Source organism: Bacillus sp. EB106-06-01-XG163 (assembly GCF_058791615.1).
Genome location: NZ_JBYTDS010000009.1, coordinates 106458 through 122190, shown reverse-complemented (window position 1 = coordinate 122190; position 15733 = coordinate 106458). Strand labels below are relative to the sequence as shown.

The 15733-nt window shown below is 44.2% G+C and carries 2 protein-coding genes; both read right to left on the bottom strand.

Annotation, left to right across the window (positions count from 1 at the left end; all coding sequences use genetic code 11):
* Nucleotides 1-8: 8 nt before the first annotated feature.
* The gene (locus AC3WTF_RS12575) at nt 9-7013 is read right to left on the bottom strand and encodes an SDR family NAD(P)-dependent oxidoreductase (RefSeq protein ID WP_047935678.1); all 7005 of its coding nucleotides are present in this window, start codon (nt 7011-7013) and stop codon (nt 9-11) included.
* Nucleotides 7006-15714: a type I polyketide synthase gene (locus tag AC3WTF_RS12570; protein WP_492314267.1), complete on the bottom strand. Its 8709-nt coding sequence runs from the start codon at nt 15712-15714 to the stop codon at nt 7006-7008. Before AC3WTF_RS12570 ends, AC3WTF_RS12575 begins: the two co-directional genes overlap by 8 nt.
* Nucleotides 15715-15733: the final 19 nt, after the last annotated feature.

The window sequence follows — 15733 nt, the reverse complement described above, 5'->3', positions numbered from 1 at the left end:
TCTTTTCTTTATAATTCTTTGAAATCAAGTAAAGGAATCAGCAATTCTGACTCTTCCTTTTCTGGAGTTTCTCCATTGTCGATCCAGCATTGTTCCTTATTGAATATAACCGGAGAAAGCGGGTGTCTTTTTGTCTCTCCATATCCTAATGTGAGATGGCTGTCGCTCAATATCATATGTGCGTTCGTGCCCCCGAATCCAAAAGAACTGATTCCGGCTCTCAAAACCCCTTTTCTGGGACGCCATTCTTTTAAAGACGTGTTCGGAAAGAATGGCGACTGATCAAATTTAAAACGCGGATTTGGCGTTTTACAATGTAATGTCGGCGGGAGCATCTGATTTTTTATGGATAAGGCAACCTTTATAATACTCGCTATCCCCGCTGCGCTCATTAAATGTCCGAAATTCGTTTTTACGCTGCCTACTCCGCAAAATTGCCTTTCTTCCGTAACCTCCCGGAACACTTCTGTCAGCGCTTTTAATTCAATCGGATCTCCTATCATCGTACCGGTGCCATGCGTCTCGACATAACTGAGAGTATCTGCATCAATTCCGCCTTTTTTCAGGGCTTTTTTTATCACTGCGCTTTGCGCTTTCGGATTAGGTGTTGTCATTCCCATTGTCTGTCCGTCATTATTAACCGCGGATGAGTCAATTACCGCGTAAATTCTGTCACCTTCGGCAAGGGCGTCATCAAGTCTTTTCAAAAGGACTGCGCCGCATCCCTCTCCCGGTACAAATCCATCTGCCTTCTCATCAAATGTATGACATTTTCCTTCAGGTGAAAGCGCCCGAGCCTCACTCAGCATGACGTAAGGCTTTTGATCCAGCAAAATGTCAACTCCGCCCGCAATCGCCATATCTGACTCTTTTGACATCAGGCTTTGACAAGCGAGATGGACGCTGACCAATGAAGAAGAACAAGCCGTGTCTACAACCAGATTCGGTCCTTTCAGATTAAAAAAGTGTGAGATATGCGCGCCTATGAAATTTTGTCCTATACCCACGATCGTATTTTTTGAAGGGGAACCTATTTTGGACATAAACGTCCCGGTCCGCGAACCGATGAAGACGCCGACTTCTTTGTTTGATACTTCTTCTTTTGTATAGCCGCCGTCTCTCAAAGTCTGGACGCTGACCTCAAGGCATTTTTTGATTAACGGATCAAGCTCTGATGCCTCACTTTTGTTCATATTAAAAAACGCGGGATCGAAAGACTCAATATCTTGAAGAAATCCGCCCCACTTACTGATACTTTTTCCCTTTTCATAGGTGTCAGAGTAGTATGAAGAAATATCCCATCGCGACGCCGGGACTTCGCGGACACTATTTTGTCCTTTCTTCAAGTTTGTCCAGAACGTTTCTGTGTCCGGAGCCTCCGGAAACTCACAGCCCATTCCGATAATAGCGATTTGGTTCAGACTGGTTTGTTGTATTTGAGATCCGCTGTCCCGTACTTCGGAAGCATTTTGATTTATATGTTGCTCTTTTTTCCGAACCTCAATGTTTTCTGAATCAATTTGAGGACTGATTCCCTCACTTGCAAATAATTCGTTTAAATAGACGCCCAGTTGTGAAAAACTCGGATACTCCAGAAAAGCTGATGGTTCAATTTTTATTTGAAATGCATCTTCCGCTTTTTTGACAAGCTGAACCAGTAAGATTGAATCAACTCCGTAATCCGCAAAAGACGTATCCTGATCTAAATTCTCATAAGGTATTTTCAGCTCCGCGGAAAAAATCTCCATTAACTTCCTGATCATAGCTTCATTGTCTCCCTGACCAGAGATCTCTTTTTCTTCAGCATCCGGGTTATTTTTAGCAGCTTGAATTCTTGTCTGAAGCAGCTGCTCCAGCTTGAATTTCTCCGGATGTGTCTTTGCCGGTATAAGGCAGGGGTATCCGTTTATCGTCATCATTTCATCCAGCATGGCAATACCTGTTTCTGTTGAGTGTGAAAGTAAACCAAGTGCCTGATATGATGGACTGGTCACCTCGCCCATCCCAATGTCCTTCCAGCTCGGCCAGTTAATTGATTGATAATACGTTCTGCCGGCTGCATGCTGATACGCCGCAAAGTAATCCATAAAAGCGTTCGCTGCGGCATAGTCACTTGTTCCGGCGCCTAATAAAGGAAAGGCGCTCGCAACAGATGAAAACAAAATGAAGAAATCAAGTTTGTCATCAATAAAAATGTCATGGAGTACCTGCATCCCCTGCACCTTTGGCTCAAATACTTCTCTTATTTCTTGATCAGATTTATGAATAAAAGCCGGATTCGAATGATTGGCTGCACCAGCGCAATGAATCACCCCGCCGATTTTGCCGAACTTCAGTCTCACCTCTGAAAAGAAGCGTTGTAATTTTTCTTTTTCCGTGAGCGGTCCGGAATACACTTCCACCTGAACTCCCTTTTGATCCAACTCATGCAGCAGTTGTAATTTCGAATAAAGAGGTGACTTTTCATCGGTGTCTTTTAACAAGCCGGCTATTTTATCAGATTCCGGAAGGTCGGTTACTCCCATCAACACAAGTTTTTTGACTCCCTTGCCGGCATAATGTCTGGCAAGTTCTGCTCCGATCCCTCTTGTTCCCCCTGTAATAACCAGGGTTTGATCCGTACGGCATACTGGCAGACCGGATAGTTTCCGGTTTATTTCCGCTGCATGTAATTTCTCCACGTATGGAATATAACGTTCACCGTTCCGGTAGCAGATTTCACTATACAGCCCGTCAGCGTAAGCTTCATCTGTGATTACCTGTCTCAATTCCGCCGCAGTCCCGACATGACCGTCTACATCTATTGTTTTTGATTTTATCTTTTGATACTCCGCACTCAGCATTTTATATAGTCCGGCTGTTTCGGCTCCGGCTAACGACGGCTTGTCATTCAGAAATGTCTGCAGCCCTCTGGTCACATGTAAAACGAAAAGCTGTTTACGTGTCTTTATGATTTCCTGCAGCAGTGTCAGCTTCCCGATTGTGCCGGTGCGTGCCCCGTTTTGATCACTCCGCAAATCTGACAGGTCAATCATGCCGATGATTTCCGGATTTTCTTCTATGACTGCTAGGGCCGTTTTTTTGGCTTCTCCATCCGAATGATCCCAGTTATCTGCGCAAATGACAGCGGATTCAATCAGAGGATCTGAATCAAACAATTCGAATGCAAGCCGCTCACTTTCACTATTAGCCAGGATCATCACCTGTCCTTTCGTAAAAGCGGAAGGCGCAGCCTTTTGTTTTTTCCACGCTTTTTTTAATACATCAAATGATAAGTCAGTCGGTGCATGGGGCAAACTTTGCGGTACACCTGTTTTTTTCTGTTTCTGTGCTGCTTTTGCGGCAGGCACCCAATATCTGTTCCGTTCAAAAGGATATGCGGGAAGAGAGATAAGCTTCGGTAATTCCGCAGTGTACATCTCTTCCCATTGAACGTCTCCTCCGTTCACCCAGTGAATGGCCATTTCTCTTGCACTTTTAAAGCGGGCGGCTGACAGGGCATCCTTTTGACCAGCGTCTCGGCGGGCCTTTCCCCTATATAAACCGTTTAACTTATGATCTGACCGCAAATACATCGTCAGCTTATTGCGAAGGTCGTCAATGCTGCTAGCCTCAACAGCGAGCCGCTCTTCCATAGCGTTTCTCCCGGTCTGCGAGGTGTACGCGGCATCGGCTAGTGACGTTTTTGGCTCCAGTTCATTTATATATGCATCAATCAAGAGTCTGAGACGTTCTTCATTTTTGGCAGAAAGCAGAATAATTTGCGTCTTGTTGCTCTTTACCGTTTCCATCTTTTCTTCATTCTTATACTCTTCGATGATAATGTGGGCATTAGATCCTCCAGCGCCGAACGAACTGATGCCTGACGTTCTGGCTTGATTTTGCGGCGTCTCCCAATCGGTCAATTCAGACTGCACGTAAAACGGTGTTTCCTCAAAATCAATATTAGGATTTAAGTTATCGGAATGAAGGGAAGGAGCAAGCTGTTTATACTTCATTTGCATCAGCACTTTTGTAATAGAAGCAATTCCCGCCGCAGCTTCTAGGTGTCCGATATTTGACTTAACCGAACCAATTGCACAACGATAATCGCTTTTCGAGCTGTGCAAAGCTTTGGTTAAACCTGAAATTTCAATCGGGTCTCCCAAAGATGTCCCGGTGCCATGCGCTTCAATATAACTTATGCTGTCTGCATCAATCCCCGCCTTATCAAGAGTTTCACTGATGACGTTTGCCTGCTCGCCCGGATTTGGCACAGTGTATCCGTTTGTTTTTCCGCCGTGATTTACAGATGTTCCCTTAATCACACCGTAAATCCTGTCCCCGTCAGCCTTCGCGACAGAAAGCGATTTCAAAAGAACGGCCCCGACTCCTTCTCCCGGCACATATCCGTCTCCTCCCGCTCCAAAGCTTCTGCAGCGCCCATCGCTTGAAACAAAATGATTTTGTGAAAGTAAAGTATATTTATCCGGGTGTAAGGATAAATTCACGCCTCCGGCTATGGCGAGGGTGGATTCTCCTCTTTTTATACTTTCACATGCAAAATGAACAGCAGAAAGTGAAGAAGAACACATTGTATCAATTGCAAGGCTGGGTCCGTGCAGGTCAAAGAAATATGACACCCGGTTTGCGATAGACGAATAAGAAGACAGGAGCGCCTGACGTTCCTCATCATCTGAAGCACCGGCTGCAAATAACTGATAGTGGCTGTAGGTGACACCGACAAATACACCTGTCTTATGCCGTTTCAACTTTTTCTTTGTGTAACCCGCATCTTCAAACGTGTGCCATGCTGTCTCTAAAAATAACCGTTCCTGAGGATCAATTAACTCGGCATCACGAGGCGAAATTGAGAAGAACAGCGGATCGAATTTATCAGCGTCTTTTATAAAACCTCCCCATTTGCTGTCATGACGGGCATTGTCACCTGTGTGATAATATTTCCGAAAATCCCAGCGCTCTTTCGGTATTTCCGTTATACAATCTTTTCCGGAAGAAATATTTTCCCAAAACTCTTCCACATCCTTCGCCATCGGGTAGCGGCCGGCTATACCGATAATCGCAATATCTTCCTCGGAAGGTGCGGATGGTATGCGGGAAACGGAAAGCTTCTCCCGTTTCGCCGGAGCCGAATGATCAATTCGCTGTTCGGCTGCCGGTAAAAACGCCTTCTGCAACTCATGCTGATAGTGTTCAAGAAAATACTCTGACAGCTCTTCAACACTGCTGTATTCAAAGAAAAGAGTCTTAGACACTCTTCCAAAATATTTTTCCAGACGAGAGTTAAGACCTAAAATCGTTAGAGAATCAATTCCGTAACGGTCAAACGTATCCTCGGGTAAAATACTGTCCGCCGGTCTTCCCGTTTCCACTCCGACGATCTCTGTCAAAAGACGGACCGTTTGCTTTTTCAGATCTTTTTCATGTAATTGCGGCAGGTTACTGTTGTTTTCAGGCACAGTCTCTATCTTTTTATGGTCAGTTGAGAGTAATTCACTTATTCTATCTTTGTCTCCGCTGATAACAGCCAGCTGAGAAGCAGAGCGGCTCATACTGTCCTGAAAAGCGGCAAGCCCTGCTTGGGCGGATAAAAGTTCCAGCCCTGCATGTCTTAAAGCCTGCAGCTCTCCCGGCCCGACTGTCATATTGCCCGCATCCCATAACGGCCAATTAATAGAAAGTGTTTTCCCGGGACGTCCTTTAATGCTTCGATACTGGGTGAATCCGTCCATACATCCGTTAGCGAAGGCGTAGTCGCTTTGACCCGCATTAGGCAGAACGGCCGAAAGGGATGAAAACATAACGAAGAAATCTAGAGGCTCTTCTTCAGCTGCTTTATCCAGCCAAACGGTTCCGAATACTTTAGGCGCTATAACTTCTTCTATGCTTTCTTTCGTTTTTTTTATGATAAATGCATCCTTAACAAGTCCGGCACTGTGCAAAATTCCGTTTAATTCTCCGAATGTCTGCTTAATGTGCTTAATCAAAGCGTCCGTCTCTTTTTCCTTTGAAATATCTGCCGGGACATATAAGGCTTTAGCGCCGAGATTTTCAAGAGCGCTTAATTTTTGCGCCGTTTCACGGGAGGCCGGGGAACGCCCGGTTAATATCAGCTTGACTTCTGCCTGTTTCGCCAGATATTCAGCAAACAGATACCCGAGACCGCCGGCTCCTCCCGTAATTAAATACACACCGTTCTTTTTTACACTGAAACTATGTTTCTCCCCATCTTCTTTTTTTACTCTTTGAAGCTGCCTTTTATAATAATGCCTCGGCTCATAACAGGTAAAGTGGTCCGTCTTACATTGATTGTTCCATTCAAAAGAGATGACATCTGCAATATGCTGCTTTGTAAACGGCTCGTCAAACATTGATTTCAGCTCTGCAGCCTTACATGTGAAATTCGGATTTTCGGCCTGTACGGTCTTAAGAAAACTTTCAACCGCGTTATAAATCGGCTGAACCTCGCCCTCGGCATTTTCATACAGATACAAAATTTCTGCTTTCGGACAAAGTTTGTTCGCCATGAAGGCCTGAAACATTTGAAACAAGGAATACAGACTTTTATTGAGCTGCTTTCTCATTGCATCTTCCGTATTTTTGAAGAGCCCGGCAGCTAAAAAATGAATAATATGGCGGGGTCTTATATTTTGAGAACGCAGAACCCCGCATAACGCATCATAATCCTCATCTTTTGCAAAGTTCATTGTAAAACGACCGTTCCGGCAATCTTCGAAACGCTCGCCGGAAGTCACGTAAATGAAAGGCGCCTCATAACCTTCAAGCTGTCTCTTCATTACGGTATACATGCTGTCGTCTTCGCAAAAAAATAAAATTGGCTCTTTCGTATGCGGGAATTTTTTACTGCCTTTAAATTCATATCTATCCCATACCATTTCATATAGATGGGTTTTCCCCAAGCTCTTAATTAATTCCAGCCCTTCTTCAGGCGTCAGGTTGCATTCTTTCACCTTTTTCACGATTTGCTCAATTTGCATCGTTTTTTCATTCATGGAAAAGCAACTCCTCTATCAGCTCTGACGTCTCTTTCGTATTCATCTCACCTGTTTGTGCTTTTTCAAGAAGCGACATGATTTCTCCATCTGCTGTATCTTTATTTGAGTTGTGAAGCTCAGTGTTCGATAAAGCCTCAGCCTTCTGCGCTTCATCTTTATTTAAATGAATCCAATGTCTGTTCTTGCTGAAAGGATAAAGAGGAAGAGACAGTTTAACCGGTTTGAGTACCTCCTCATACAAGTCTTCCCAGCTGATTTCACAACCGATCGTCCACAACTGAGCCAGTTTGGCCGGCTTGTTTTGCTGAATCAGTGATTGAACATATGCATGACCTTCGGGGCCGCCGAATAAAGGAGCGTACAGACTATCAAAATCCGTTACATTTCCTTCATAAACACCTTGCAGCCTGCTCCCCTGGATGTAACCGTTTAATTTTTCAAGAAGATCTCCGATATTCGAGCAAGTGATCGCAAGGCGGCATTCAAATGGTTCCCTTCCGGTTTGCAGCGTATATGCTATTTCTTCAAGACCGATTCCGGACTTTTCTCTAAAATTGCCGTTATGCGGTTTATCAGCTGATCGATTCCGGATGCTGCTGATATAGCGGCACAGCTCGCTCAGTGTCTTTAATTCCTGAAATATGTCAAGTGATATTTCTGTGCCGTACATTTGGTTTATAAAAGAGATTAATTCGGAATAAGCCAACGGATCAAATCCGAATTCCGAAAGAGGTGTCTTTGCATCTATATCTGCGGTATCTAAACGCAGGATACCCGCTGCCGCTTCCCGAACCGCCTCTTGCAAATCACGTTCCTGCACCTCTTGCTGACTGAATTGAACTGATAGTTCTTCATGTAAAAACGTTGTTAACTCTTTGGCTTTAACCATCAGTCTTTCCTTTGTTTTGGCCGATAGAACAATGATTTGTTCCCGCTCGCCAGTTACTGCTTTATCTTGTCCGTATTCGAATTCTTCCACGATGACATGAGCATTTGCCCCGCCGAATCCAAAGGAACTGACTCCGGCGCGGCGCGGAATTTCATTTCCTTTTCGATCTTTTAATCTGGCCCACTTCATAGTTTTATTGACAATATGAAACGGTGTTCCGCTTAATTGAATGTAAGGGTTCAGTTCATTGACATGTAGTGTGGCAGGCAATGTTTTATACTTCATGGATAGTAATACTTTAATCAGCCCCGGCATTCCAGAGGCGGGCTCTAAATGACCGATATTCGTTTTTACTGAACCGATGCCGCAATATTGATCATGATTCTTTCCTGGATGCGGCTCAAAAGATCCAAACGCTTTTTTCAAGCCTTCAATCTCAATCGGATCTCCCAGTTCTGTCCCGGTTCCGTGTGCTTCAATGTAAGATATCGTATCAACAGGAATATCGGCATTTTTGTAAACAGACGTTAACAGTTCTGCCTGAGCTTCCGGGTTCGGAGCGGTCAATGAAGCAGATCTTCCTCCGTGATTTGCTCCGGTTCCTCTCAGAACTCCGTAAATATTGTCTCTGTCATTCATTGCCGCTTGCAATGGTTTCAATAACAGAACAGCTGCACCTTCACCGCGGACATAACCGTCGGCAAGTTTATCAAATGTCTTACACCGGCCGTCCCTAGACAAAATACCGAGTTTATCAGTATACATATGCGTGACTGGATCTAAGAGCAGCGAAACCCCGCCTGCTACCGCCAGCTCACTTTCACCATTTTGAATCGAGCGCACAGCTCTGTGGATTGCTACAAGACTGCTTGAGCAGGCTGTATCAATGGACTCACTCGGACCTCTGAAATTAAAATAATGGGATACACGATTGCTGATGAGCGCCTGGCTGTTTCCGGTTCCCGCAAACGCATGCGCCCCGTCCGAATGCCTCATCAGCAGCTGGCGGTAATCATTAAATTGAATGCCCGTAAACACCCCGATATTTTTGCCAGACAGCTTTGAAGCTTTGTAACCCGCATCTTCTATCGCTTTCCAGGTCTCCTGCAAATAAATTCTGTGCTGAGGATCCATGAGTTCTGCTTCCCGCGGATTAATATTGAAAAACGCCTCATCGAATTTATCGGCATCTGTGATAAAGCCGCCCCATTTCGAATGTACTTCGCTGCTTCCTTTGCCTTCGGCGTATTTTTTCCAATCCCAGCGATCCGGGGGAATTTCCTGAATCAAATCTTTTTCATTGATTAAATTGATCCAAAACTCATCTGCATTTTTTGCTCCCGGAAAAACACAACTCATCCCGATAATGGCAACTGGCTGCTTCTCTGGATGATGGTCAGCCTGTCTTGTTGTCTTTTTTTCAAACGGAAAACTTCGCGGCGGCTTCACGGTTTTCCCGGTGGTTTTCCCAGCGTGCACTACTTTCCTTTTTTCAGAAATGTTTTTTTCTGCATCTGTATTCCCTTTTGCAACAGTACGCAGTTCACTGTTTAGAAATTCTGAAAGAGACTTAATATGGCTGTAAGTAAAGAAAACGGCAGGTGTCAGCTTAAGTTTGTATTTTTTATTCAGTCGGACAGCTAATGTTTTCAAACTGATAGAATCAAAGCCGAGATTGCCGAAATTCTCTGCCGTATCCAGCTGTTCAATGTTAATTTTCAATAATTCCGACACCATTTGCTTCAGTTCTTCCAGGACATTGTCTGTATAAGCCGGTGCTGTATAAGAAATTTCCTCTTGACGAACCGGAAGCGTATTTACTTTTTGATGCGGCAGATCTTTTCTTCCTGGTGTCGTTTCGGCATCCCCGGTAACAACCGAAATTTGCGGACAGTCACTTGCCAAAATCGTCTCAAAAGCCGCTATCCCTTCTTCCGTTTCCAAATAATCAAACCCGGATGCGGAAAGATATGCTTCTTCAGCTTCTTTGTTTAAATGCATTCCGCCTTTACGCCACAACGGCCAGTTAATCGAAATGCTCTTGCCTTGTCTCTCTTGCCGGCGGCTCTGTTCGGATCTCCAATTTATATATTGATCTTGAAAATAATTGCCCAACGCATAGTTAACCTGTCCAAAATCTCCGAAGACCGAAGAAATAGAAGAAAATACGATAAAGAAATCAAGCGGCTCATCTTTCGTTAATTCATCTAAATATACCGTGCCTTCAATTTTAGCAGTCATGCCATCTGAAAAATCAGCCAGATTCATCTCTGTAAATAACCGATCATCGGCATGACCAGCTGAATGGATAACGCCTTGAATAGAGCCCCAAGTCCGTTTCGTTTCTTCTATGACCCGTCCCATCGTCTTTTGATCTGCGGCATCAGCTTGATAATATACCGCATCTCCTCCAAGCGCCTGCAGCCGGTCAATGTTATGGCGTTTATCAGCTGTTAACGGTGACCTTCCCGTCAATACTAATTTTGCTTGATATTGAGAGGCTAAATATTTTGCGAAAATCAGGCCCAGACCGCCCAAACCGCCCGTTATGAGGTAAATCCCTTCCTGTTTCAGCTGATGAGAGTGCTCTGTATGATTGAATACATAGTCCTTTAATGTCTTAACATACCTCTTGTCATTAATATATTTAACTTCTTCAGCCTGCCGTTCCACGCCTGAAACCATTTCGTTAAGACAAAATTCAGCCATTTTTTCAATTGATATACGTTCTGAAAAACCGATTGACTTCACATTCTCTGCGGATGGCACCAACATATTTGCCGTTTTTAAACAGCCTGCAAGAGCGCCCGTATACGGATCATTCACGCCTTCTTTAAAAGAGTGAACAAGAAGCAGAGAATGAAGATAAAGAGAGGCGTCACTGCGGGCGCTCAGGGCTTTTAATAAATAAAAAATTGATTCCAGGCCGCTGAGAAGGTGGTCACCCGCGTAAAATGTTTCTCCCGTGTGCAAGATGACATCAGGAGAAAACCCCTTTTTCTCTAATTCTTCGAATAAACGAATGTAATCTGACGTCACTTCCGGGTTTACATAGAATGTCAGCAGATTTTGATCGGTCTGCCGCTGATCCGGCGTGACGAGAATGACACGGCTGTCTGATTGATTTTTCAGAGCTCCAGCCAGTGCTTCATCTTTTGCAAAGACCAGAATTGTTTTTGGCTCCCTATCTTTGATCTCAATCAGAGGGTTTTTTTGATCCCACTTATGCTCATAAAAACGTACATTCTGATAAGGCTTTTCGCCAAAAACCAGCCCGCTCAATTCCATCAAAATCCCGCCGGCATTGTCTAATACATACACATCATAAGCCGAATCGCTTTCTCCAGTTTGTTCTGCATATACATAAACGGGTTCAGTCTCATGATCAAAAATCGTACATTCTTTAATGTTTTCCGGGAGCTCTCCGGCATTTTCCCCCGTAAGGTATATGACGGCTTGATATACGCTCTCAATAACTTCCGGTTTGATTATGCACCCTTTCGGCCCGGCCTTTGCTTTTATCTTTAAAAGCACCTGTCCGTTCCTGCTGACGCAGTACTCTGCCGCTTTCAGACTGTCACTGCAGCTGTATCCGAATTCGGCAAGCCGCTGATAAAACGCTTCGTACGGTATGCGGTCTGCGCGCTGAGACAGAAACGGCTCAAGATGAATATTTCCGTTCTCGTACGCCCCGCCTTCTAATTCGAGCCGCCCTGAGGAATAAATGGATGAGTCGCTCTGTTTTTCTATAGAATACGATGCACCCTGATTATCCGGGGTTAATACAATCCGGATCTGCTCATTGCTTCCGCTTTGTAACATCGGTTCTCTAAAGGAGAGCTCTGTTAATTTAATAATCGGATTCCCTGAAGCCATCGCTCCGGCAGCTCTCGCCATTTCAATCTGGCTGAGAAACGGAAACATTTCCTTGTCTTGATACTTTGTTTTTATATACAAACCGGTATCGCTTACATTGATAAGAAACTTCTGTGCTTTAAAATCAGATATATTGCATGAAATGTAAGGATGCAGATCGTTATTAACGTTCATCCGGCGGCTTCCCATATTTTGCGCATCTATTCTGCATAGCTCTTTGGCAAATGGATATCCGGGTGCTGATACCCGTCTCAGAGTGGCATCTTTATAAAGTGACGGCCAATCTACCCCGTTACCGCCAACCCAGTATTCAGCAATCTTCAAAAGATCTCTGTTTGCGGCTGCTTCTTCAATTTCAGCTTTATTCATCCTTTGAGCTTCTGTTGTGTCTTTGCCGCTTGTAAAAATATGATCCGTCGCGTTTCCGAGAATATAGTCTGTCAGTCTTTTAAGCAATTCATCTCTTGTGGAGGCGATAACAGCCAATCTGTGCGGCATTTCTTCTCTGCCGGTTTGTAAAGTAAATGCTGTATTTCTAAGTGTTTCTAATGGATAATCTCTGGCTGCTATATGTTCTTTTGCGCGTTTTGCATATTCTGCCAGCCTGTCGGCATTTTTTGCAGAAAAAACAAATAAAAGCTGTTCAGGTTCTTCAGCCGCGAGAGGAGAGATAGCTTCATCCGCAAATTCTTCTAAAATAACATGGGCATTAGCTCCTCCTGCCCCGAAAGAACTGATTCCGGCACGCCTGGGAACGGATGACTCCCATTTTTCGGCACTGTCCGGTACATAAAAAGGTGTTTTTTGAAACGGTATATTTTCATTCAATTCAGCAGAATGAGTCAGTGACGGAACAATCGTTTTATGTTTCATTTGAAGAATAACTTTCGTAATGCCCGCTATGCCTGCAGCAGCCTCAAGATGTCCGATATTTGATTTAATCGACCCGATCGCGCATGTTTTCTTATCGCGTTCGGCACCTGAAAATGCTCTGGTCAGACCGGTGATTTCAATCGGATCTCCTAAGGCGGTGCCTGTTCCGTGAGCTTCTATATAGCTGATGCTTTTTGGATCAATAAATCCTTTTTTTAAGGCTCTCGTAATGACCTCACTTTGAGCTTTGGGATTCGGCACGGTATATCCATTCGTCTTAGCACCGTGGTTGATGGCTGTTGCCTTAATAACTGAATAAATCTGATCACCGTCCGCAATAGCCTTTTTTACAGGTTTCAGCAGCACGGCACCTGTCCCTTCTCCCGGCACATAGCCGTCTCCTCCTGAACCGAAGCTTCTGCACCGGCCATCACTGGATAAAAATCCGCCTTGAGTCAGGAGTTCATATTTATGAGGATGAATGGATAAATTGACGCCTCCTGCAATTGCAATTTCACATTCATTCCTGATTAAACTTTCACAGGCAAAATGAACAGCCGTTAATGATGAGGAACACATCGTGTCCAAAGCAATACTTGGCCCGCTGAAATTAAAGAAGTAGGATACCCGGTTGGCGATTGATGCATATGAGGAGGAAACGGCCGCTTCGTGACCAACGCTGTACAGCTGATATTGGCCGTACATAACCCCTGCAAAAACACCGACGTTTTTTCGTTCAAGCGTTTTCTTTGCGTACCCGGCATCTTCTATGGTGTGCCAAACCGTCTCTAAAAACAGTCTCTCCTGCGGATCAATTAATTCAGCTTCGGCAGGAGAAATATTAAAGAACAACGGATCAAAATGATACACATCGTCAATAAATCCCCCCCATTTGCTTTGGTTTTTTACTTCGTCGCCCGCCGCAGGCTGATAGTGCAGCCCCGAATCCCACCGATCCTCAGGTATCTCAGTTATACAGTCTTTACCGTTCAATAAGTTTTCCCACAGAGTATCAAGATCATTTGCCATCGGGTAACGTCCGCTGATACCGATAATCGCGATATCATTGTCATGATACTTCTCCTGCTGCACCTGATTTTTCATCTGGATTTTCTGTTTCCCGTTAACTTCGGCTGTCTGTTCATGATCTTTTTTCTTCTGTGATGGGGTGCTGCTCCTGTTTTCTCCTAACCGGAGTTTATGAAGAAGAGTATCCCTGTGCTCCTCAACGAAATACTGTGACAATTCTGCCGCAGTCTGATATTCGAATAACAGCGTTTTTGAGAGCGCGCCGAAATGTTTTTCAAGCTCATTCGTCATATTGATAATCATAACGGAATCAAGTCCGTATTTTTCCAATGCCTCTTCTGCATCTATTTTGTCCGCAGGCATCCTGAATTCTGCAGCAATCACTTTTATGATGAAATCAGATGTTTCAGCTTTCAGTTTCTCTGAATCAAATGATTCGATATTTCTCCCTGTTCCTTCATCTGCCTGAATATTGTCTTTTCGTTCATATAATTGCTGAACATGATTGTCAATTTGCTCATCTCCGTAAAATACAGTAAATTGCGAAAAACCGGAGGACAATGCGACTGCAAACGCTTCTTTACCTTCCTCTTTTTCTAAAGGATAAAAACCCGCCTTTTTCATTGTCTCTACCGTGCGCTCATCCACTTGCATGCCGACTTCTTTCCACAGCGGCCAGTTCAGAGAGAGAGAAATCGTATCAGAATCCTGGGCAGAACGCTTATTCATGAAATGATCCATATAACTGTTTCCGAACGCGTAATCAGATTGCCCGACATTTCCCAACACTGCGGAAGTAGAGGAGAAGCAAATGAAAAAGTCAGGATTTTCTTTCTCAACAGCATCATTCAGCCACATCGTACCCAATACTTTCGGTCTGATTACCTGATCGAATTCCTCTCGTGACTTGTTAAGAAGGAAAGAGTCACGAATGATTCCCGCGCCCTGAATGATCCCGTTTACTTTTCCATAAGAAGTTTTGGCTTTTTTGACTACATATTCGGCTTCTTCCTTATTGGTAATATCAGCCTGAACATAAACAGCTGAAGAACCGGCATCCTCCAATCGCCTCAGCTGTTTTCTTATATGATCTGAAAGCGGAGATCTACCTGTTAAAACAAGGCAGCATTTTGTTTGAAAAGCCAAATATTCTGCAAAGGTAAATCCTAATCCGCCCGCGCCTCCCGCGATAATATATACTCCATTTTCTCTCAGCGGCACAGCTCCGCTTCCGGAATTTTTTTCGGGTTCATACATTTTGAGCTGTTTGACATAACGCTGCATGTCTTTATAACGGACCTCTACATCTGAAGGCTGGAAATCACTCAGCTCATTGCGTATGATATCAGCTGCGTGAACGGCTGCGATTGACTGCTCCATTTCAATGCTTTTTGCTGAGATTAACGGATTTTCCAGCTGCAATGTTCGCAAAAATCCGCTTGCCGCCGCGTAAAGAGGCTGTTCTCCAGAAAGATGCGAAAAATATCCATATAACAGCTTGATCGGTTTGCGGCAGTTATTTTTGAAGAGCGCCTGTTGTAATAAAAACAAAGAATAGACTCCGCTGTCGCATTGTTCACGAATCGCTCTCTCTGTTTTTTCAAACGGCATGTCTGACCATAAATGCACCGCTTCCCGTATATCTGACTTCTCTTCTTCTATAAGCCATCCTAACAGGTTTATGTAATCTCTTTCAGAGCGGGGGTCGATTTCAAATACACCGTCCCCGGTTTTTCGAAACTCTTTCCCCGGCTTAACCAAGATAACCCTTGTATCATGCAATGCAGCAAGTTCTTTACTCACATCTTCATTTTTATCAAATAATAAAAGGCTGCCCTCACGTCGGCCGCCTTTTACATGAATGCTGAGATCTGTCCGCTGCCAGACCGTCTGATAATATATCGCCTGTCCGTTACCCCCTGCGGAATGAGAACCAAGCTGCTGTATCCGCTTTACTCCTTCTTCCAAAGAAATGATGCCGCTTTCTATGTCAGAAAGTACTTTTTTTCTAATATGACGGGCTTCTTTCATAAAAATCTTCATCCCCTTT

Excerpts from the sequence above, each read along its gene's own strand:
- AC3WTF_RS12575 (WP_047935678.1), bottom strand. The coding sequence starts at position 7,013 with ATGAATGAAAAAACGATGCAAATTGAGCAAATCGTGAAAAAGGTGAAA.
- AC3WTF_RS12570 (WP_492314267.1), bottom strand. The coding sequence starts at position 15,714 with ATGAAAGAAGCCCGTCATATTAGAAAAAAAGTACTTTCTGACATAGAA.